Source organism: Pseudomonas sp. SIMBA_067, from assembly GCF_046534675.1.
GTDB lineage: Bacteria > Pseudomonadota > Gammaproteobacteria > Pseudomonadales > Pseudomonadaceae > Aquipseudomonas > Aquipseudomonas putida.
Genome location: NZ_JAWRYH010000002.1, coordinates 608,222 through 627,026, shown reverse-complemented (window position 1 = coordinate 627,026; position 18,805 = coordinate 608,222). Strand labels below are relative to the sequence as shown.

The window sequence follows — 18,805 nt, the reverse complement described above, 5'->3', positions numbered from 1 at the left end:
GGCTCCTAACCGATGTTGGACAGCTTGAGCAGGTGGCGCAGGTCATCCAGCACATGCTTGCCGTTGGCCTTGCTGTCGTAACGCAGCACCAGGTTGCCGTGCGGGTCGACGATCCACAGTTGCGGGCCAGGCTCGCCTACCTTCTGCCGGTAGCGCGGGGTATCCAGCGGGTAGCGTTGCAGCTGCGGGTACTCGCGACCAAGGAGTGCCTGGTAGTCGGCGCTCAGCGGTTGGGCGGTGGCCAGCGCATGGCTTGCGCGGCTGGCATCGCGGCCCAGGCCAACCTGGATTTGCCGGGCCAGGTACACCAGGCGCTGGCAGTCCTCGGTACAGGCTTCGGGCGCACTGACCAGCAACTGCCAACGCTGGTCCTGGCCTGCCACGCCGATATCGATGCGGCTTTCACCATTGCCGATCATGGCTCCGTGGTAACTGCGGCCCTCTGGCACCCAAAACTTCAGCTTGTACATGCTGGTGGCCAAAATCATCGGCCCAAGCACTACCAGCAGGATCAGCAAAAGCTGCAAACGCCCGCGGGCTCTGGGCTTGCTACGTTCAGGCACGTCCAGTGGAGTGGCGGTGGCCATGGCGTTTCTCCTTGTTGTGGTGCCAGCCGAAATAGAGGTAAAGCAGAACCAGTGCACCCGCCAGGGCAAACCACTGCACGGCGTAGCCCAGGTGTTTTTCCGGGCCCATGGCGACAACCGGCCAGTCCAGGCGATAGGCCGCCGGGCCGGGCTCTAGGCGCAACTCATGGGCAAAGCCTTCGCGGCCCAGCGCCGGCCATAGCTGCGCGGCATCAACGGCAGTGAGCAGGTGGGGCCATTGGCCGCCTTCAGGGTCGGGATGCAGCTGGAACGTGCTGCCGGGCGATACATACACCGAAGCGTCCAGTGCCAGGGCCTGTGCAGGGGTATCGAAATGCACCGGCACGCGGCGGTCTGGCCATGGCAGCCAGCCGCGGTTGATCAGCAGCCACTGGCCACTGGCCTGGTCATGGAAGGGTTGCAGGAGTTCGACACCGGCCTGGCCATCGCGCATGCGGTTGTCCAGCAATACGCTGTGCTCGGCGTCGAAGCGGCCGTACAGGTGCACGCGGCGAAACGCATTGTCGTCGCTTGATGCGAGCTGGGCGGTGGTGATCGGCGCCTCGATGCGCCGCTCGGCATAGGTGGCCAGCAGCGCGCGCTTTTCCTCGGCGCGGCCGAGTTGCCAGCAGCCGAGCGCAACCAGCCCCGGCAGCAGTGCAAGCACCACCAGGGTCGGTACCCAGCCTGGGCGAAACGGCCTCACGGGCGCCTCGCTATACTTATCCACATCACCGCATCCCCCCGGAGTAGCGCCATGCTCAAGGCCGCGATTGTCCTGATGCTGTTGGCCACGATTGCCAGCCTGTTCAGTGGCTTGGTGTTTCTGGTCAAGGACGACGAAAACTCGACTCGTCTGCTGAAGGCTCTGACCGTGCGGGTGACCCTGGCGGCCCTGACCATTGCCCTGGTCGCCTGGGGTTTGCTCAGCGGTCAGCTGGTTTCACATGCCCCCTTCTGAAACTGCACTCGTTTTGCCGGCGATTGGCCCTACAGCACATACACAAAGATGAACAACCCCACCCACACCACGTCGACGAAGTGCCAATACCAGCTGGCTGCCTCGAAGCCGAAGTGTTTCTCGGGGTTGAAATGCCCGCGCAAGATGCGCACGAACATCACGATCAGGATGATCGTGCCCAAGGTCACATGGGCGCCGTGGAAGCCGGTGAGCATGAAGAACGTCGCGCCATAAATCCCCGACCCCAGCGTCAGCCCCAGCTTGGTATAGGCTTCGTGATACTCGAAGGCTTGCAATGCAATGAAGCTGACGCCCAGCAGGATGGTCAGCGCCATCCAGAATTTCAGCGGGCCACGGTGATCACGGCGCAGGGCGTGGTGGGCGATGGTGATGGTCACACTGGAACTGACCAGCAAGATCGTGTTGATCAGTGGCAGGTGCCACGGGTCGATCACTTCCTTGGGCGGCGGGAACAGTTTCGGGTCGGGCGTGTGCAGCAGCGGCCAGGTGAACTCGAAAGTCGGCCACAGCATGTGCGCAACACCTTTAGCCCCTTCCCCCCCCAGCCACGGCCCCGCAAGCACGCGCACGTAGAACAGTGCACCGAAGAAGGCCAGGAAGAACATGACTTCAGAGAAGATGAACCAGCTCATGCCCCAGCGGAACGAGCGGTCCAGCTGCGGGCTGTACAACCCGGCTCGGCTCTCCTTGACCACTGCGCCAAACCAGCCGAACAGCATGTAGGCCAGAAACAACGCACCCACGAAGAAGATCAGCGGCCCGTGAGAGTCTGGGTGCCCGGCCTTCATGTCGTTGAACCAGGTGCCCAGGCCGAACACCGTGATGAACATGCCGATGGTGGCAATGATCGGCCATTTGCTCTGCGCCGGAACGTAATAGTGCTGATGACTTGCCATTGCTGTTCTCCTTCCCTTAACGGGCGCCCTGGACGTCCTGGGCCGCAACATGCGCGACCGGCGGGTGGCGAGCGGTGATGTCGAACAAGGTGTAGGCCAGTGTCAGGTGCTTCACGCTGGCCGGCAGGTCGCGGTCGACGATGAAGCGCACCGGCATCTCGATGCGTTCGCCGGGCTGCAGCACCTGCTGGGTAAAGCAGAAGCACTCGGTCTTGTGGAAGTACGCCGCGGCCTCGGCCGGGGTGATGCTGGGTATCGCCTGCGCGCTCATGGGTCGGTCGGTCGGGTTGTGCGCGACGAAGATCATCTGGTTCACCGCCCCCGGGTTGACCTCCAGTTGGTCAGCCGTGGAGTAGAAGTCCCAGACCATGTCGCTGGCATTGGTCGACATGAACTGCACGCGCACCGAACGCGACGGGTCGCTGACCTGGCTGCCCTCGTATTGCCCGCCGGTCTTGCCGTTGATGCCGAAGGCCTTGCACATCACGTCATAGATCGGCACCAGGGCAAAGCCGAAGGCGAACATCACTACCGTCAGCATCAGCAGGCGCGTTACCAGGCGTTTCAGCGACAGGCCGTTCATGGCAGGTTCCTATTTCACTTCCGGTGGTGTCTGGAAGGTGTGGTAGGGAGCAGGCGAGGGGACCGACCACTCCAGGCCCTCAGCGCCATCCCAAGGCTTGGCCGGTGCCGGCGCCCCGCCGCGGATGCACTTGATGACGATGAACAGGAAGAAGATCTGCGTGGCGCCGAACATGAAGGCACCGATCGACGACACCATGTTGAAGTCGGCGAACTGCAGGTTGTAGTCGGGGATGCGTCGCGGCATGCCTGCCAGCCCCACGAAGTGCATGGGGAAAAAGGCCATGTTCATGCCGATGAACGACAGCCAGAAGTGCAGCTTGCCAAGGGTTTCGTCGTACATGTGGCCGGTCCATTTCGGTAGCCAGTAGTACGCCGAGGCGAAGATGCCGAAGATTGCCCCGGGCACCAGCACGTAGTGGAAGTGCGCCACCACGAAGTAGGTGTCGTGGTACTGGAAATCCGCCGGGGCGATGGCCAGCATCAGCCCGGAGAAGCCGCCGATGGTAAACAGGATGACGAAGGCGATGGCGAACAACATCGGCGTTTCGAAGGTGAGCGAGCCTTCCCACATGGTGCTGACCCAATTGAACACCTTCACCCCGGTGGGCACGGCAATCAGCATGGTGGCGTACATGAAGAACAGCTCACCGACTACCGGGATGCCGACCACGAACATGTGGTGGGCCCAGACGATGAACGACAGGAAGGCAATTGCGCCGGTGGCGTACACCATCGAGGTGTAGCCGAACAGCGGCTTGCGCGAGAACGCCGGGATGATCGAGCTGACCGCACCAAAGGCCGGCAGGATCATGATGTACACCTCGGGGTGGCCGAAGAACCAGAACACGTGCTGGAACAGCACCGGGTCACCGCCCCCGGCCGCGCTGAAGAAACTGGTGCCGAAGTGAATGTCCATCAGCATCATGGTCACCACACCGGCCAGCACCGGCATCACCGCAATCAGCAGAAAGGCCGTGATCAGCCAGGTCCACACAAACAGCGGCATCTTCATCAGGGTCATGCCAGGCGCACGCAGGTTGAGGATGGTGGCAATCACGTTGATCGCGCCCATGATCGAGCTGATACCCATCAGGTGGATGGCGAAGATGAAGAAGGTGACGCTGGCGGGGGCGTAGGTGGTGGACAGCGGGGCGTAGAAAGTCCAGCCGAAGTTCGGCCCGCCACCCGGGCTGAACAGGGTCGAGACCAACAGCAGGAAGGCTGCCGGCAGGAGCCAGAAGCTGAAGTTGTTCATGCGCGGCAGGGCCATGTCTGGCGCGCCGATCATCAACGGGATCATCCAGTTGGCCAGGCCGACGAAGGCCGGCATCACCGCGCCAAACACCATGATCAGGCCGTGCATGGTGGTCATCTGGTTGAAGAAGGCTGGCTCCACGATCTGCAGGCCAGGCTGGAACAGCTCGGCGCGGATCACCATGGCGAACGAGCCGCCAAGCAGGAACATGATGAAGCTGAACCACAGGTACATCGTGCCGATGTCTTTATGGTTGGTGGTCAGTACCCAGCGCATCAGGCCCTTGGCCGGGCCGTGGGCGTGCTCATGGCCGTGGGCGTGGTCGTCGATCACTGTGCTCATGTCCTGTCTCCTGCAACCCATTGATTGCCGCGAGTAACCCGGTTCACTTGGCTTCTGCCTGCTTCAGCGCCAGCACGTCCTTCGGCGTGACCATGTCGCCTTTGTTGTTGCCCCAGGCGTTGCGTTCGTAGGTGACAACGGCGGCAATGTCGACTTCCGAGAGCTGCTTGCCGAACGCCGCCATGGCGGTGCCGGGCTTGCCGTGGAAGACAATGCTCAGGTGGCCTTCCTTCGGCCCGGTGGCGATCTTCGAGCCCTTGAGCGCCGGGAACATCGGCGGCAGGCCTTGGCCTTCGGCCTGGTGACAGGCCACGCAGGTGGTGTGGTAGACCTTGTCTCCACGTTCCACCAGCTCTTCCAGGGTCCACTCCTTGCTGGTCAGTTCCTTGAGCTTGGCGGCTTCAGCCTTGCGCTCGCCCAGCCAGGTGTCGTAGTCGGCCTTGGACTTGACCTCCACCACCACCGGCATGAAGCCGTGGTCCTTGCCGCACAGCTCGGTGCACTGGCCGCGGTAGATGCCGGGCTTTTCGATACGGGTCCAGGCTTCGTTGACAAAGCCGGGGATGGCGTCGCGCTTGACCGCGAAGGCCGGCACCCACCAGGAGTGGATGACGTCGGCGGCAGTCACCAGGAAGCGCACCTTGGCGCCCACCGGCAGCACCAGCGGCTGGTCGACTTCGAGCAGGTAATGCTCGTCCTTGGGGGCCTTGTTGTGAATCTGATCGGTGGGGGTGGCCAGGTTGCTGAAGAACTCCACATCCTGGCCCAGGTATTTGTAGTGCCACTTCCACTGGTAGCCAGTGACCTGGATGTCGATGTCCGACTCGCTGGCGTCGTAGATGTCGATCAGGGTCTTGGTGGCCGGGATGGCCATCACCACCAGAATCAGGAAGGGCACCACGGTCCACATGATTTCCACCCAGGTATGCTCGTGGAAATGCGCGGCCTGCTGGCCAGTGGAGCGGCGGTGGACGACCATGGACCAGAACATCGCGCCGAATACAACTACGCCGATGATCACGCAGATCCAGAAGATGGTCATGTGCAGGTCGAAGACGGCGTTGGAAACCTCCGTCGCCCCCGGGTGCATGTTCACGGTCCAGGCGGCGTTGGCCTGACCAAAAACCGACCACAACAGGAGGCCCATCCAGACATGTGGATGTCGCATCATTGCGGGTTCCCCTTCTAATTCTTGTTGTCCCGGAGGCGTGGCCTGCGGCAAGAGGGAACGGCGGTCAAGACTGCCTGGCTTCGACGACCGAGCCCCTGCAAAAGCAGTCGGGCCTCATCAACGAATCACGTTCAACGGGAGTATAGACAGCGACCAATGGCACGCAATGAAGCCTGTGAAATGAACTTCACGAAATGACTGAATGGTCTGAAAACCGCGCGCTTGATAGGGTGTGGCGCAATAATGGCACTCCCATATGCCTGAGAGCGCACACGTTTGCGCCGCTTATAACAAATGCGTCTTAGGTATTCTGTATACCGAGCTAATTTAGTGTCTTCCGTTTGAAACGTAATGTCCCTGGAGTTGTCATGAACATCGCTGCTGTACGCGAGCAGGTAAGCCAAGCCCATCAACATGAAGGCCAGACCGGCCAATTGAAACAGCGTCTCGAGCTGCAACTGCCCCATCTGCACCCCTCGATCCAACTGCCTGAGCAGGACGCCCAGGGTACTTTGGCGCGCTTCGTCAGCGCCTACATCGATCAGGTTCCGGAACTGCTGGAGGCCGCCCACGCGGTCGCCCGCGAAGCCGGGATCGAATCGCAGATCAAACCTGTACTGAAAATTGCCGAGGCCTACTTCCTGCAGCCGCCCAGCGTGATGCAAGGGCATGTAGGCCTGGACTGCCTACTGGATGAGGCCTACCTGGCGCACCGCCTGGTGGAAGAGGTGAATGACCTGTACATCCGCCACTTCCAGCAGCCGCTGATCCCGGTCGACACCACGGTCGCCAACCTGATTGCCCACCAGCTGATTGGCGAAAGCTTTGCCAACCAGCTGGATGAAGTGGTGCACCACTCGGTTGACGAAATGCTCAATGACGAAAGCTTTGCGGTGGAATCGGTGGAGGCTTACCGCGAAAAGCTGAGCAGCCCGGCAACCGGCGAGGCATGGAAGCGCTGGCCTTGCCTGTCGCGACAGCTGGGTGTGGAGCTGGGTCAGCCAGCCTGATATTCCTGTACCGGCCTCTTCGCGGGCTCGCCCGCGAAGAGGCCGGATCAGGCAACAGAGACTCCGGCGCTATGCACCAACCCCCGCCGTAGTCCGCAACCGCCCCTCGATCCGCCGCTTCAGGCGCCGCTGCTCGATCAACAACCGCGACCCATTGGCCGCATTACTGCGGTTCCAGTCCTCCAGCAGCTCAAGGCACGAGTGGTCGATGTAGTTCAAGTTGCCCAACGGCACATGCAACGTGGTGCCCGCCGGTACGGTATCCAGCACTTGGGTCAGCGCCGGCACCTTCAGGAACGTCGCCGCACCACTTAACCGCAGCTCCATGTGCCCGGCCTTCTCCAGGCTCACCAGGTTGATCTTCAGCCGCGCTGCCTTGAACGCCAGCTTCAGCAGGGTCAGGGCAAAGCCCAGCAGCACACCGGTCAGCAGCTCGGTGAAGATGATGGCCAGCGCCGTCGCCGCATAGGTGAACATCGGCATGCGACCATAACGGCCCAGGCCACGAAATGCCTTGAAGTCGACCAGCTTGACCCCGGTAAACACCAGCACACCCGCCAGGCTCGCCACCGGAATCTGCTGCAGCACGCTGCTCAACACCACCACGAAGGCCAACAGCCACAAGCCGTGGAAGATTGCCGATGCCCGCGTCTGCGCCCCCGCCTGCACATTGGCCGAGCTGCGCACGATCACGCCCGTCATCGGCAGCGCGCCCAGCACGCCACAGAGCATGTTGCCGATACCTTGGGCCGACAGTTCACGGTCAAAGTCCGAACGCTGGCCGCTGTGCATGCGGTCTACCGCCGCGGCCGAGAGCAAGGTTTCGGCGCTGGCGATGAAGGCCAGGGCAAAGGCGGCGACCAGCAAGGTAGGGTCGGCAAGTTGCATCAGGTCAGCCGGGCGGAGCCAGTCGATGGCCTCGGACAGGTCTGCCGGCACCTGCACGCGGTTTACCGGCAAGGCCAGCCACATACTGATGGCAGTCATGGCGGCAACACCCAGCAGGGCGCCAGGGACGAAGCGCAGCCGCTGCGGCCGCAGGCGTTCCCAGCCCCACATGATGGCGATGGTGCCCAGGCCCAGCGCACCGGCCATCCAGCCTGAACCTGCGTTTTCCTGTGGCAGGGCTGCGGCAACGGTGGACGGGAATTCCAGCAGGTTCTGCAACCCGGAAGGCTGCGGCGCCGTGTCGAACATCACATGCACCTGCGACAACACGATCAGCACGCCAATCCCCGCCAACATGCCGTACACCACCGCTGGCGCAGTGACACGAAACCAGCAACCCAGGCGCAGGCGCCCGGCCAGCAACTGCAGCAGCCCGGCCAGCAACAGGATCGGCCCAAGCATGGCCATGCCATGCTGGCGCACCAGCTCGAACACCAGTACCGCCAGGCCGGCGGCTGGGCCGCTGACCTGCAACGGCGAACCGGCGAGGAAACCCACCACAATGCCGCCGATAATGCCGGTAATCAGGCCCTTGGCCGGCGGCATGCCCGAGGCAATCGCGATACCCATGCACAACGGCAGGGCCACTAGAAAGACCACCACCGACGCCAGCAACTCACGCGGCAGGGCCGCTTTCAACTGTGTAATGTTCACCGTGTTTCTCCTTTCTCTGTCGCACGGCCATTCCTCTGGCCGTGGGCACGTTTGCCCCTGACGAGCGCGCAAGCGCGGGCCGCCAGCGGGCTTGCCGGCAAGGCAGTCAGGGAATTCAAGGCAGCCGAAGGCCGCGCCACACCCCATAGGGTGCAGCCGGCTATCAAGGTTCTAGCGGTGGATGGGTCGCTTAGTAGCGGCCTCTCGGAGTGGCGCAGGGGACCGGCTCGCCAGCAGCCAGGGGCAGGAAGCTGTCGCTGATGGCGTCATAAGCTTCGATCTTGCTGGTTTCGATGTCGTAAACCCAGCCATGAATGAACAGCTCACCGGCTGCAAGGCGCGAGGCAACCGAAGGGTGGGTGCGCAGGTGATGCAACTGGGCGATCACGTTTTCCTTGGTCAGCACCTGCATGGTTTCGTGTTCGGTACCGCACGAGCAGTTGTTCTCGACCACGGTACGCGCCACTTCGGCATGGCGCAGCCAGGCGGAAACAGTCGGCATCTTGGTCAGCGATTGCGGGTTGAGTACCGCACGCATGGCGCCACAGTCGGAGTGGCCACAGACGATGATGTGGTGCACTTTCAGCGCAAGCACGGCGTATTCGATGGCGCTGGAAACGCCGCCGTTCATCTGACCGTAGGGCGGTACCACGTTACCCACGTTACGGGTTACGAACAGGTCGCCAGGCGAGCTCTGTGTGATCAGCTCGGGGACGATGCGCGAGTCGGCGCAGGTGATGAACATGGCACGCGGCGTTTGCGCAGTGGCGAGCTTCTTGAACAGCTCTTGCTGTTCGGGGAAGACGTCATGGTGAAAGCGCAGGAAGCCGTCGACGATGTGCTTCAGGGCGGCATCGGCGCCCTCAGCGGGTACCTCCGGAACGACCTTGGATGGGTCCTTGACGGGCATGATTCATCCTCTTGACGGTGTGTTGGTAAATCCATTTTACCGGTGAAAGATTCTGGCTATGCAGGGTTTTAGATGACACGCACGGGCCATAGATCACAGTCGGTGTGGACTGATTTCCTACGCTAACGGGGAAAACTTAACTGAAACTTAATTCGAAGGCTCTAGAACGGGCGTTCCAGATATAAAAGGCGGGTTCTGGATAATAGCAAAAAAACATCAACTGCCAATATGTATTAGCGCAATTATTAACTCGGATTAGTTGCATTGAGGGCTGGCAATGGGCCCAGTAGGAGCAGCCTTGTGCTGCGAAAGGGCCATTGCAGCCGAAGAGGATCTTTGGCCCTACCGGCCTCTTCGCAGCACAAGGCTGCTCCTACAGGGCCTGTGCTTGTGTTGGAATCGACGCCGGTGATGCTCCCTTGAGCATTAGAATAGGGGCATCTGCCCACCGGGTGGACAGAAGGCAGAGCAATCCAGCGTCTGCGCCTCGCGCCCTTCAAAATCCAGCCGCTTCATGGCTTTGGCAAACCGTTGCGCCAACAACTCGGCAAATACCCCTTCACCGCGCATGCGCGCACCAAACCGGCTGTCATACAGCTCGCCGCCCCGGCTCTGGCGGATCAGGCTCAACACATGGGCCGCCCGTTGCGGGTAATGGTCCTGCAGCCACTGCTCGAACAGCGGCGCCACCTCCAGTGGCAGGCGCAGCATCATGTAGGCCGCGCTCTGTGCGCCCGCTTCCCTGGCAGCCTCCAGCAAGCGCTCCAGCTCACTGTCGTTGATCATCGGAATCATCGGCGAACACAACACACCCACCGGCACACCCGCCTCGCGCAACACGCGGATGGCCCTCAACCGGGCACTGGGTGACGCCGCCCGCGGCTCCAAAACCCGCTTGAGGTCGTCGTCCAGCGTGGTCAGGCTGATCATTACCCGCGCCAGACGCTGCCGGGCCATTTCGGCCAGCAGGTCGAGGTCGCGCAACACCAGCGAGCCTTTGGTCACGATGGTCACCGGGTGACGAAAGCGCAGCAACACTTCCAGCAGACGGCGGGTCAGCAACTGCTCCCGCTCGATCGGCTGGTACGGGTCGGTATTGGAGCCCAGGTTGATCGGCGCGCACACGTAACCCGGCTTGCTCAGCTGTTGCGCGAGCACTTCAGCGGCATTGGTCTTGGCGATCAGCTTGGTTTCAAAATCCAGCCCGGGGGAGAGGTCCCAATAGGCATGGGAAGGGCGGGCATAGCAGTAGATGCAGCCATGCTCGCAGCCGCGATAAGGGTTGATGGAGCGGTCGAAGGGCAGGTCGGGCGAGGTATTGCGGGAGATGACCGATTTCGCCGTCTCGCTGCGCACTTCGGTGCCCTGGGTCTGCGGCACTTCCTGATGCCAGCCGTCGTCCTCGACCACCGAATGGTTGGGGGCAAAACGGTTGTGCGGATTGTGCGCCGTGCCACGGCCCTTTAATGGTGCTGGAGGATTCATGGCTAACCCCTATACTGTATTTACATACAGTATCGCAGCTGCCATGAATCCACCAGCGCCTCTGATCCGACAGCCAGTGCTTACTCTGTCGGTTTCTTCAGCTTCGGATTAGGGAAGAACTGCACCGTCTGCACCTTGGCCGGCGCTGCCTTGGGTGCCAGGTGGTTGACCCGGGTGCCGAGCTCCTTGGGCACCGACAAGCCCTGCTCGTTGAGGGTGTCGGTGAACCCGCAGGCGACGCACTCGCGGTGCGGTACGTCGTCTTCGCTCCACATCATCAGCTTGTCAGGCTCGCTGCACGCGGGGCACACCGCCCCGGCAATGAAGCGCTTCTTGGTCTTGTTCACAGCTACCTCGCTCACGCTGCAGCGCCTTCGGTAAGGCCACTGTGCCGCAGCAGCGCATCAATGGAAGGCTCACGGCCACGGAAATCGACAAACAGCACCATCGGCTCGCGCGAACCGCCACGGGCCAGGATAGCCTCGCGGAAGGCGCGGCCGGTCTCGGCATTCAGCACGCCTTCTTCCTCGAAGCGCGAGAACGCGTCAGCCGACAGCACTTCAGCCCACTTGTAGCTGTAGTAGCCCGCCGCGTAACCGCCAGCAAAGATGTGCACAAAGCTGTTAGGGAAGCGGTTGTACGCCGGTGGGCGCATGACCGACACCTCGTCACGCACGTCTTCGAGCACCTGCAGTACGCTGCGACCGTCGCCATGGCTGGCGTGCAGCTCGAAGTCGAACAGCGAGAACTCCAGCTGGCGCACCATCATCATGCCCGACTGGAAGTTCTTCGCCGCCAGCATCTTGTCCAGCAGGTCCTGGGGCAGGGCCGCGCCGGTTTCGTAGTGGCCGGAGATCAGCGCCAGGCCTTCTGGCTCCCAGCACCAGTTTTCCATGAACTGGCTTGGCAACTCGACCGCGTCCCAGGCCACGCCGTTGATACCGGAAACACCGGCATGCTCGATGCGGGTCAGCAGGTGGTGCAGGCCGTGGCCGAATTCGTGGAACAGGGTGGTGACTTCATCGTGGGTGAGCAGTGCAGGCTTGCCGGGTGCGGCTGGGGTGAAGTTGCACACCAGGTTGGCCACCGGGCTCTGCAGCTCGCCACCGGCAGTGCGACGACGGTCGCGGGCGCCGTCCATCCACGCACCGCCGCGCTTGTTGGCGCGGGCGTAAAGGTCGAAGAAGAAGCGGCCGACATGCTGGCCGTTTTCCTTGATCTCGAACAGGCGCACGTCCGGGTGCCAGCTGTCGAAGCCCTCGAGCTCGGCGATTTCGATGCCGTACAGGCGCTGCACGATGCTGAACAGGCCACCCAGCACCTTGTCGATCGGGAAGTAGGCGCGCAGGGCTTCCTGCGACACGCTGTAGCGCTGCTCGCGCAGCTTCTCGCCAAAGTAGCCGGCGTCCCAGCTGGCCAGCTCAGGGCAGCCTTGCTCAGCGGCGTAGGCCTTCAGCTGCTGCAGGTCCTGGGCGGCAAAAGGCTTGGAACGCTTGGCCAGGTCACGCAAGAAGCTCAACACCTGGTCGCTGGACTCAGCCATCTTGGTGGCCAGGCTCAGCTCGGCGTAGTTCTTGTAGCCCAGCAGTTCGGCCAGCTCCTGGCGCAGGTCAAGGATTTGCTGCATGACCGGGCCGTTGTCGAACTGGCCGGCATTCGGGCCCTGGTCCGAGGCGCGGGTGCAGTAGGCGGCGTACACCTCTTCGCGCAGGCCGCGGTCGCTGGCGTAGGTCATCACGGCGTAGTAGCTGGGGAATTCCAGGGTAATCAGCCAGCCGTCGAGGCCTTTGGCCTGGGCAGCGGCAGCCATCTGCGCCTTGGCCGAATCGGTCAGGCCAGCCAGTGCTGCTTCGTCGGTAACGTGCTTGGTCCAGGCCTGGGTGGCGTCGAGCAGCTGGTTGGAAAAGCGGCTGCCTAGTTCGCTGAGCTTGCTTTGCACTTCGGCATAGCGCTGCTGCTTGTCTGCCGGCAGGTCGATACCCGACAGGCGGAAGTCACGCAGGGCATGCTCGAGGATAGTCTTTTGCGCCACGTCGAAACCGGCGGCTTCAGGGCTGTTGATCAAAGCCTGGTAGGCATCGAACAGCGCACGATTCTGGCCCAGTTCGGTAGAGTAGGCGCTCAGCGCCGGCAGGCACGACTCGTAAGCCTCGCGCAGTTCTGCGCTGTTGCACACCGCGTTCAGGTGGCTGACCGGGCTCCAGGCAGCGCCCAGGCGGTCGTTCAGTTCGTCCATGGCCAGCACCAGGCCAGCCCAGGTAGGGGCCTTGCCCTGCTTTTCGAGGATCTCGGCAATGGCTTTACGGTTGTCGGCCAGGATCGCTTCGATCGCCGGCAACACGTGTTCGGCACGGATTTGCGAGAAGGGCGGCAGATCGTGGGATTGCAGAAGCGGGTTGTTCGCAGTCACGGTTTGGATACCTTGGCAGAAGAAACACTGCCCCATCTTAATTACAATCGACGCCGACCGCAGCAGGCAGCCTGCCTATCGGCACAGATGAGAGACGCTATCATGGCCATCCGAAGCTTCCAGCAACACACTCCGAAAGTTGGACCACGTGCCTTCGTCGACCGCTCGGCAGTGGTGCTGGGCGACGTGGAGATCGGTGAAGACAGCTCGGTCTGGCCGCTGGCCGTGGTACGCGGCGACATGCACCGCATCCGCATCGGTGCACGTACCAGCGTGCAGGATGCCAGCGTGCTGCACATCACCCACGCCGGCCCGTTCAACCCGGACGGCTTCCCGCTGATCATCGGTGACGAAGTGACCATCGGCCACAAGGTGATGCTGCATGGCTGCACCCTGGGCAACCGAATCCTGGTCGGCATGGGCAGCACAATCATGGATGGCGCCATCATCGAGGACGAAGTGATCATCGGTGCCGGCAGCCTGGTACCGCCGGGCAAACGCCTGGTCAGTGGTTACCTGTACATGGGCAGCCCGGTGAAACAGGCCAGGTTGCTGAACGACAAAGAGCGCGCGTTCTTCTCCTACAGCGCCGGCAATTACGTGAAGCTCAAGGACCAGCACCTGGCCGAAGGCTACGACCAACCGGAATAAACCCGACTAACGAGACGAACATGCAACAGCAAAACATCCTCTTCGACCTGGACGGCACCCTGACCGACCCACGCCTGGGCATCACCCGCTCGATCCAGTATGCCCTGGCCAAGCTGGGCATCGACGAGCCGGACCTGGCCCGCCTCGAACACTTCATCGGCCCGCCTTTGCTGCAGGCCTTCATGCAGTTCTACAGCTTCGACGAAGCCAAGGCCTGGGAGGCGGTGAACTTCTACAGGGAGCGTTTCCGCGTCACCGGTCTGTACGAAAACCTGGTATTCCAGGGCGTGCCGGAGTTACTCGAAGCCCTGAACGGGCAGGGCCGCACGCTGTACATCGCCACTTCCAAACCGTGGGAATTCGCCCGCGAAATCGCCCGGCACTTCGCCTTCGACCAACACTTCAAGGTGATCTACGGCAGCGAACTGGACGGCACCCGCACCAACAAGGTCGAGCTGATTCGCCACCTGCTGGATGAAGAAGGGCTGGACCCGGCGCAAACCCTGATGATAGGGGACCGCAAGCATGACCTGATCGGCGCGCGCAGCAATGGCTTGCAGGCAGTGGCGGTGGGGTATGGGTTTGGTAGCCAGGAAGAACTGATGGCAGAAGAGCCGGCCTACCACTTTGCAACCTTGGCCGAGATGCACCAGGCATTCATCAAGGCTTGAGTGCCCTAGGGGGCTGCTTTGCAGCCCATCGCCGGCAAGCCAGCGCCTACAGGTGCTGCATCAAATTCCAACCTTGCGGGGTCCCTGTGGGAGTTGGCTTGCCTACGATGGGTCGCGCAGCGGCCCCAAAATGTCACAGGCTAACCACCAGACGCTGCAGCGCCGCTTTCCTTTCTTCAATCGGCAACCGCCCCAGCTGCTCGACCCGCTGGTAAAACCGAAGCCAATCCCCACCCACCTCACGAAACACCGCCGCAAACGCCGGCACCCACTGGTCATACAGCCCGAACGGCAACAACTTGGCATTACTCATCGGCCCATACATCCACGCGTCATAACGCTTGTCACCGCCCCACTGGCCATCACGCACCTGCCGGTACTCACGCCTCAAACGCTCAAACTCGGCCTGCTTGGCCAGCCGCTTGTGCGCATCGTCCAGCGGCCCGCCATAAATCGTCTGCAACCGCTCACGGCTGGCCAGCACCAGCCTGATGAACTGGTCACGCTGCTGCCCCTGCTCCTCGCCAACAGCGGCAAGCCCACGCGCTACACGCCATTGCCGGGAGCCTTCCTGCTCGACAAAGGAGGCAAACGATTCGTTGAACTCGGTATCGTCCTGCACATAGAAGCGCTGGTGAGCCAGTTCATGGAAGATGAGCGTGGCCAGGCGCTCGTCGCCCCAACCGACCATTGACGACAGGATCGGGTCGTCGAACCAGCCAAGGGTCGAATACGCCTCCACGCCCCCCAGATACACATCCAGGCCGTCCTGGCGCATCAACGCCGCCGCCCCGCGTGCCGCACCTTGCTGGTAGTAGCCGCGATACGCCACGCACCCCGCAATCGGGAAACAGTGCGTCACCGGCTGCAACGACAGTTCGGGCGTGGCAAACACATTCCACACCACATAAGGCCGGCCAATGTCGGCATAAACCCGGTAGCTGCGGTTATCCGGCAGCTTCAACTGCTGGCTGGCGAACACCCGCGCCTGTTCAGCGTGCGCCAGGCGCGAGCGTAACTGCGGTGACGTGGCCGGGTCGGCAAGCACCTGCGCGACTGGCTGTCGCGCACGCAGCAGCTGCAATTGGCCCTCGGCCAGCTGCCCATAGTAGGCCACGCTGCTGCAACCGTTCAGCAGGAGCGCCCCCACCAGGGGAACCAAACGGGTGAAAACGCGGTCGAGTGCCCCAAGGCCTGAGCGCTGCATAAAAAAAAGTCGAAGCATCCGGGCTGTATGACTCGCTCAAGGCCAAATTCGCTCCAAGACTATCTCGCCAAGGGGGAGTTTCGCCATGCGTGCATTGTTGGTCGCCGGTTCACTGTTGCTGATATCCGCCTGTTCCACGTTGCCAGCCCCGGACCCGAACCAGGCCTGGATCGACCTTACCCCCTACGACAACACCTCGCTGGACGCCGTGCAGGTCGATGAACGTGACTGGGCCGACAGCCGCTATTTCGAAGTACAGCCCGGCAGCCACGAGCTGACCGTGCGCTACCAGTTCCCGGTCACACCCAGCAATATCGGCCCGGTCGACGAGCCCTTGTGGCGCGACTGCCAGGTCAAACTGAGCTTCAAGGACTTTGCCGCCGGGCAGCGCTATCAGCTGCACGCTGGCAGTATCGGCTTCCGCCCCTGGATCAAGCTCTACGACGACCAGCAGAAAATGGTCGGCCAAGGCTTGCCTGCAGGCTGCCAACGCACCTGAACCGCACAAACGGCGCTATGCTTGTTACTTGTAAATCGCAAGTGGGAGTTTTGCCATGCGCCAGCCCATGATGCTGATCGCCCTCAGTGCACTGGGGGCTTGCGCCAGCCCCTTGCCCCCCGTCGACCCCAAGCAGGCCTGGGTTGATCTGTACACCATGACCCCCGGCCGCGTGATCATGGCCGACCGCCTCGATGGCAAGCGCCTGGAGGACGGCCGTTACTTTCAGGTAACGCCCGGCAAGCACGAACTGGTGGTGCGCTTCGATTATGAAATCTACTCGGGCGGCATCATGTCCGAACCCAGGGACCGAACCTGCTACCTGACAGTGCGCTTTGACGACTTCAAGGCCGGCGAGCGTTATCGCCTGGAAGCGCGGGCGCCGGTGATGGAGCCGCAGGTGCTGCTGTACGACGCCAGCCGCAAGGTGCTGGTGAACGAGCCTAGTAATGTGTTCTGCATTCCGTGAGCTGGGGCTGCTTTGCAGCCCATTCGCAGCACAAGGCTGCTCCTACAGGGATCGCGTACCTTTGTAGGAGCAGCCTTGTGCTGCGATGGGCCGCAAAGCGGCCCCGAATCTACCGATCATTCTTCTGGTAAATGATCTTCTTCGTCCCGCCATCGCATGTGCCGACGACCATATTCTGGTCCTTGACCTCACTGTTGGGCACGATCTCCAGGGTGTAGGACGGCACACCCTGAGCCTGGATCTTGGCCTCGATCTCGGCTTTCAGTTCCTCGCACGGCTTGACCGCCGCCAACGTGGACGTGGCGACCAGGGAAGCCAACACGGCGATTGCTACGCGAATCATGGAACGGCTCCTGAAAAGGCAGCGTGCTGCCGACGCTGTTTAGACTACAGCAAACCGCCTCCGTTGCGCCGCTTCAGCCCACCAGCGCGGCATCCAGGCTGATTTTTGCGTTCAGCACCTTGGACACCGGGCACCCTTCCTTGGCCTTGTTGGCAATCTCCAGGAACTGCGCCTCGCTCGCGCCCGGTACCTTGGCCCGGAGCACAAGATGCACGGCCGTAATGGCAAAACCATCCGGCAGCTTGTCTAGCGTCACCTCGGCAGCGGTGTCGATCCGGTCCGCAGTCAGCCCTGCTTCACCGAGCATCATCGACAACGCCATCGAGAAACAGCCGGCATGCGCGGCGCCAATCAGCTCCTCCGGGTTGGTTCCAGGCGTGCCCTCAAAACGGGTGTTGAAGCCATACGGGTTCTGCTTGAGCGCGCCGCTTTCGGTAGAAAGCAGGCCCTTGCCATCCTTCAAGCCACCTTGCCAGATCGCCGATGCTGTCTTTTTCATACTGCCTCCTGGTCATTCGGTTACGTGGTTATGGATTCAGAGGCCAGCCGCTTACGGCAAGTTCAGACCAATCGCACAGCAACCATTGAATCCCCCGAATATGCCCATACAGAGTTACAAAGGCCTCTGGCCAACCACCTTTGCGGAGGCTCCCATGACGCAGCTGCGTGACCTGAAAATATCCACCCTCGACCTTGTGCCTGTACGCGCCGATGCAGGCCCGGGGCAATCGTTGCGCAACTCGCTGGACCTGGCGCAACACGTCGAGCGTTTTGGCTACAACCGCTTCTGGGTGGCGGAGCACCACAACATGGACGGCATCGCCAGTTCGGCAACGTCGGTGCTGATCGGCTATCTGGCCGGGGGTACCTCGACCATTCGCGTGGGCTCTGGCGGGGTGATGCTGCCCAACCACGCGCCACTGGTGATCGCCGAGCAGTTCGGCACCCTGGCCAGCCTGTACCCGGGGCGTATCGACCTGGGCCTGGGCCGTGCGCCGGGCTCGGACCAGATGACCGCCTACGCCCTGCGCCGCGACCGTGCCGGCGGCCCGGACGACTTCCCGGACGATGTCGAGGAACTGTCGCGCTACCTCGGCCCGCGTACCGATGATCAAAAAGTGATCGCCGTGCCGGGGCACGACACTGACGTGCCGATGTGGCTGCTCGGTTCCAGCCTGTTCAGCGCCCAGCTGGCAGGCATGCGCGGCATGCCCTATGCCTTTGCCTCACACTTTGCGCCGCGCTACATGCACGAGGCGATCCGCGTTTACCGCAATCATTTCAAGCCCTCGACCACGCTGGACAAGCCGTATGTAATGCTGGGCATCCCCATGGTGGTGGCAGAAACCGACGAAAGGGCCGAATACCTGGCCACCTCGGTGTACCAGCGCATCCTGGCGCTGATTCGCGGCCAGAGCCTGATGCAGAAGCCGCCGGTAGAAAGCATGGATGGGCTGTGGTTGCCCCATGAGCGGGATACGGTAGGCAGTTTCCTCGGCCTGGCGATGATCGGCAGCCCGCAGAAGGTAAGGGCCAAGGTGGAGGTGCTGCTGGAGCAGACCGGGGCGGACGAGCTGATCTTTACCTGTGACCTGTATGAGCATGCGGACCGGATACGGTCCTATGAGCTGTTGGCGCAGGCTCTCAAGACCGCCTGACCTTCTTCGCGGGCTCGCCCGCTCCCACAGGACTGCACGGGTGCTTGACCCTGTGTATTACCTGTGGGAGCG

The 18,805-nt window shown here is 62.1% G+C and carries 21 protein-coding genes; 7 read left to right on the top strand and 14 right to left on the bottom strand.

Features of this window, described 5'->3' with window-relative positions:
• Positions 1-5: 5 nt before the first annotated feature.
• Positions 6-587 (bottom strand): hypothetical protein, encoded by a 582-nt coding sequence (locus SB765_RS08180; protein WP_341797213.1) that lies wholly within the window; start codon positions 585-587, stop codon positions 6-8.
• Positions 556-1,293, bottom strand: a complete 738-nt coding sequence (locus SB765_RS08175) for an SURF1 family protein (protein WP_410911884.1) — start codon at positions 1,291-1,293, stop codon at positions 556-558. The genes SB765_RS08180 and SB765_RS08175 overlap by 32 nt, the downstream gene beginning before the upstream one ends.
• A 51-nt stretch (positions 1,294-1,344) precedes the next feature.
• Between SB765_RS08175 and SB765_RS08170 the strand changes: the two genes are divergently transcribed.
• Positions 1,345-1,548 (top strand): twin transmembrane helix small protein, encoded by a 204-nt coding sequence (locus tag SB765_RS08170; RefSeq protein ID WP_016484259.1) that lies wholly within the window; start codon positions 1,345-1,347, stop codon positions 1,546-1,548.
• A gap of 29 nt (positions 1,549-1,577) precedes the next feature.
• Here SB765_RS08170 and SB765_RS08165 read toward each other — a convergent pair whose 3' ends face one another.
• Genes SB765_RS08165 through coxB form a run of 4 tightly spaced genes read right to left on the bottom strand, consistent with a single transcriptional unit; the run spans position 1,578 to position 5,818 of the window.
• The gene (locus SB765_RS08165; RefSeq protein ID WP_019470364.1) at positions 1,578-2,465 is read right to left on the bottom strand and encodes a cytochrome c oxidase subunit 3; all 888 of its coding nucleotides are present in this window, start codon (positions 2,463-2,465) and stop codon (positions 1,578-1,580) included.
• A 16-nt stretch (positions 2,466-2,481) separates the two neighbouring features.
• Positions 2,482-3,048: a cytochrome c oxidase assembly protein gene (locus tag SB765_RS08160; RefSeq protein WP_016484257.1), complete on the bottom strand. Its 567-nt coding sequence runs from the start codon at positions 3,046-3,048 to the stop codon at positions 2,482-2,484.
• Between the two features lie 9 nt (positions 3,049-3,057).
• Positions 3,058-4,647 carry a cytochrome c oxidase subunit I gene (gene ctaD, locus SB765_RS08155; RefSeq protein ID WP_341797209.1) on the bottom strand — a complete coding sequence of 530 codons (1,590 nt, stop codon included), beginning with the start codon at positions 4,645-4,647 and terminating at the stop codon, positions 3,058-3,060.
• 43 nt (positions 4,648-4,690) lie between these two features.
• On the bottom strand, positions 4,691-5,818 hold the full coding sequence (coxB, locus tag SB765_RS08150; RefSeq protein WP_016497402.1) for a cytochrome c oxidase subunit II: 1,128 nt from the start codon (positions 5,816-5,818) through the stop codon (positions 4,691-4,693).
• A 368-nt stretch (positions 5,819-6,186) separates the two neighbouring features.
• On the opposite strand from coxB, the gene SB765_RS08145 reads away from it, so the two are divergent.
• Positions 6,187-6,828: a hypothetical protein gene (locus tag SB765_RS08145; RefSeq protein ID WP_016497401.1), complete on the top strand. Its 642-nt coding sequence runs from the start codon at positions 6,187-6,189 to the stop codon at positions 6,826-6,828.
• A gap of 69 nt (positions 6,829-6,897) precedes the next feature.
• Here SB765_RS08145 and SB765_RS08140 read toward each other — a convergent pair whose 3' ends face one another.
• The 5 genes from SB765_RS08140 to prlC form a co-directional block, all read right to left on the bottom strand.
• The gene (locus SB765_RS08140; protein WP_410931167.1) at positions 6,898-8,430 is read right to left on the bottom strand and encodes a SulP family inorganic anion transporter; all 1,533 of its coding nucleotides are present in this window, start codon (positions 8,428-8,430) and stop codon (positions 6,898-6,900) included.
• A 190-nt stretch (positions 8,431-8,620) separates the two neighbouring features.
• Positions 8,621-9,340, bottom strand: coding sequence for a carbonic anhydrase (locus SB765_RS08135; protein WP_016497399.1), 720 nt, complete (start codon positions 9,338-9,340; stop codon positions 8,621-8,623).
• Between the two features lie 426 nt (positions 9,341-9,766).
• Positions 9,767-10,825, bottom strand: coding sequence for a PA0069 family radical SAM protein (locus SB765_RS08130; RefSeq protein ID WP_410911880.1), 1,059 nt, complete (start codon positions 10,823-10,825; stop codon positions 9,767-9,769).
• Between the two features lie 80 nt (positions 10,826-10,905).
• Entirely contained in the window at positions 10,906-11,187 is a 282-nt protein-coding gene (locus SB765_RS08125) for a YheV family putative zinc ribbon protein (protein ID WP_016484250.1), read from the bottom strand.
• A complete protein-coding gene (gene prlC / locus SB765_RS08120) occupies positions 11,184-13,271 on the bottom strand; it encodes an oligopeptidase A (RefSeq protein ID WP_410931166.1) in 2,088 nt (695 codons plus the stop codon). The genes SB765_RS08125 and prlC overlap by 4 nt, the downstream gene beginning before the upstream one ends.
• Before the next feature lie 66 nt (positions 13,272-13,337).
• Here prlC and SB765_RS08115 point away from each other — a divergent pair, with 66 nt between their 5' ends.
• Both SB765_RS08115 and SB765_RS08110 read left to right on the top strand, forming a co-directional pair.
• Positions 13,338-13,886, top strand: a complete 549-nt coding sequence (locus tag SB765_RS08115) for a gamma carbonic anhydrase family protein (RefSeq protein ID WP_410931165.1) — start codon at positions 13,338-13,340, stop codon at positions 13,884-13,886.
• Between the two features lie 20 nt (positions 13,887-13,906).
• Entirely contained in the window at positions 13,907-14,557 is a 651-nt protein-coding gene (locus SB765_RS08110; RefSeq protein ID WP_016497394.1) for an HAD family hydrolase, read from the top strand.
• Positions 14,558-14,690: 133 nt separating this feature from the next.
• Here the strand turns inward: SB765_RS08110 and SB765_RS08105 are convergent, their stop codons facing one another.
• Positions 14,691-15,764 carry an aminopeptidase gene (locus tag SB765_RS08105; protein ID WP_341797203.1) on the bottom strand — a complete coding sequence of 358 codons (1,074 nt, stop codon included), beginning with the start codon at positions 15,762-15,764 and terminating at the stop codon, positions 14,691-14,693.
• Positions 15,765-15,849: 85 nt separating this feature from the next.
• On the opposite strand from SB765_RS08105, the gene SB765_RS08100 reads away from it, so the two are divergent.
• A complete protein-coding gene (locus tag SB765_RS08100) occupies positions 15,850-16,263 on the top strand; it encodes a hypothetical protein (RefSeq protein ID WP_016497392.1) in 414 nt (137 codons plus the stop codon).
• Positions 16,264-16,318: 55 nt separating this feature from the next.
• Positions 16,319-16,732 (top strand): hypothetical protein, encoded by a 414-nt coding sequence (locus SB765_RS08095; RefSeq protein WP_016484244.1) that lies wholly within the window; start codon positions 16,319-16,321, stop codon positions 16,730-16,732.
• 109 nt (positions 16,733-16,841) lie between these two features.
• On the opposite strand, the gene SB765_RS08090 is transcribed toward SB765_RS08095, so the two are convergent.
• Entirely contained in the window at positions 16,842-17,075 is a 234-nt protein-coding gene (locus SB765_RS08090) for a DUF1161 domain-containing protein (protein WP_016497391.1), read from the bottom strand.
• 73 nt (positions 17,076-17,148) lie between these two features.
• The gene (locus SB765_RS08085) at positions 17,149-17,574 is read right to left on the bottom strand and encodes an OsmC family protein (protein ID WP_019470354.1); all 426 of its coding nucleotides are present in this window, start codon (positions 17,572-17,574) and stop codon (positions 17,149-17,151) included.
• Between the two features lie 154 nt (positions 17,575-17,728).
• Between SB765_RS08085 and SB765_RS08080 the strand changes: the two genes are divergently transcribed.
• The gene (locus SB765_RS08080; RefSeq protein ID WP_341797200.1) at positions 17,729-18,733 is read left to right on the top strand and encodes an LLM class flavin-dependent oxidoreductase; all 1,005 of its coding nucleotides are present in this window, start codon (positions 17,729-17,731) and stop codon (positions 18,731-18,733) included.
• Positions 18,734-18,805: the final 72 nt, after the last annotated feature.

Bases quoted from the DNA above. Each gene is read 5' to 3' on its own strand.
- SB765_RS08180 (WP_341797213.1), bottom strand. From the start codon at position 587: ATGGCCACCGCCACTCCACTGGACGTGCCTGAACGTAGCAAGCCCAGA.
- SB765_RS08170 (WP_016484259.1), top strand. From the start codon at position 1,345: ATGCTCAAGGCCGCGATTGTCCTGATGCTGTTGGCCACGATTGCCAGC.
- SB765_RS08165 (WP_019470364.1), bottom strand. From the start codon at position 2,465: ATGGCAAGTCATCAGCACTATTACGTTCCGGCGCAGAGCAAATGGCCG.
- SB765_RS08160 (WP_016484257.1), bottom strand. From the start codon at position 3,048: ATGAACGGCCTGTCGCTGAAACGCCTGGTAACGCGCCTGCTGATGCTG.
- ctaD (WP_341797209.1), bottom strand. From the start codon at position 4,647: ATGAGCACAGTGATCGACGACCACGCCCACGGCCATGAGCACGCCCAC.
- coxB (WP_016497402.1), bottom strand. From the start codon at position 5,818: ATGATGCGACATCCACATGTCTGGATGGGCCTCCTGTTGTGGTCGGTT.
- SB765_RS08145 (WP_016497401.1), top strand. From the start codon at position 6,187: ATGAACATCGCTGCTGTACGCGAGCAGGTAAGCCAAGCCCATCAACAT.
- SB765_RS08135 (WP_016497399.1), bottom strand. From the start codon at position 9,340: ATGCCCGTCAAGGACCCATCCAAGGTCGTTCCGGAGGTACCCGCTGAG.
- SB765_RS08130 (WP_410911880.1), bottom strand. From the start codon at position 10,825: ATGAATCCTCCAGCACCATTAAAGGGCCGTGGCACGGCGCACAATCCG.
- prlC (WP_410931166.1), bottom strand. From the start codon at position 13,271: ATGGGGCAGTGTTTCTTCTGCCAAGGTATCCAAACCGTGACTGCGAAC.
- SB765_RS08115 (WP_410931165.1), top strand. From the start codon at position 13,338: ATGGCCATCCGAAGCTTCCAGCAACACACTCCGAAAGTTGGACCACGT.
- SB765_RS08110 (WP_016497394.1), top strand. From the start codon at position 13,907: ATGCAACAGCAAAACATCCTCTTCGACCTGGACGGCACCCTGACCGAC.
- SB765_RS08105 (WP_341797203.1), bottom strand. From the start codon at position 15,764: ATGCAGCGCTCAGGCCTTGGGGCACTCGACCGCGTTTTCACCCGTTTG.
- SB765_RS08100 (WP_016497392.1), top strand. From the start codon at position 15,850: ATGCGTGCATTGTTGGTCGCCGGTTCACTGTTGCTGATATCCGCCTGT.
- SB765_RS08095 (WP_016484244.1), top strand. From the start codon at position 16,319: ATGCGCCAGCCCATGATGCTGATCGCCCTCAGTGCACTGGGGGCTTGC.
- SB765_RS08090 (WP_016497391.1), bottom strand. From the start codon at position 17,075: ATGATTCGCGTAGCAATCGCCGTGTTGGCTTCCCTGGTCGCCACGTCC.
- SB765_RS08085 (WP_019470354.1), bottom strand. From the start codon at position 17,574: ATGAAAAAGACAGCATCGGCGATCTGGCAAGGTGGCTTGAAGGATGGC.
- SB765_RS08080 (WP_341797200.1), top strand. From the start codon at position 17,729: ATGACGCAGCTGCGTGACCTGAAAATATCCACCCTCGACCTTGTGCCT.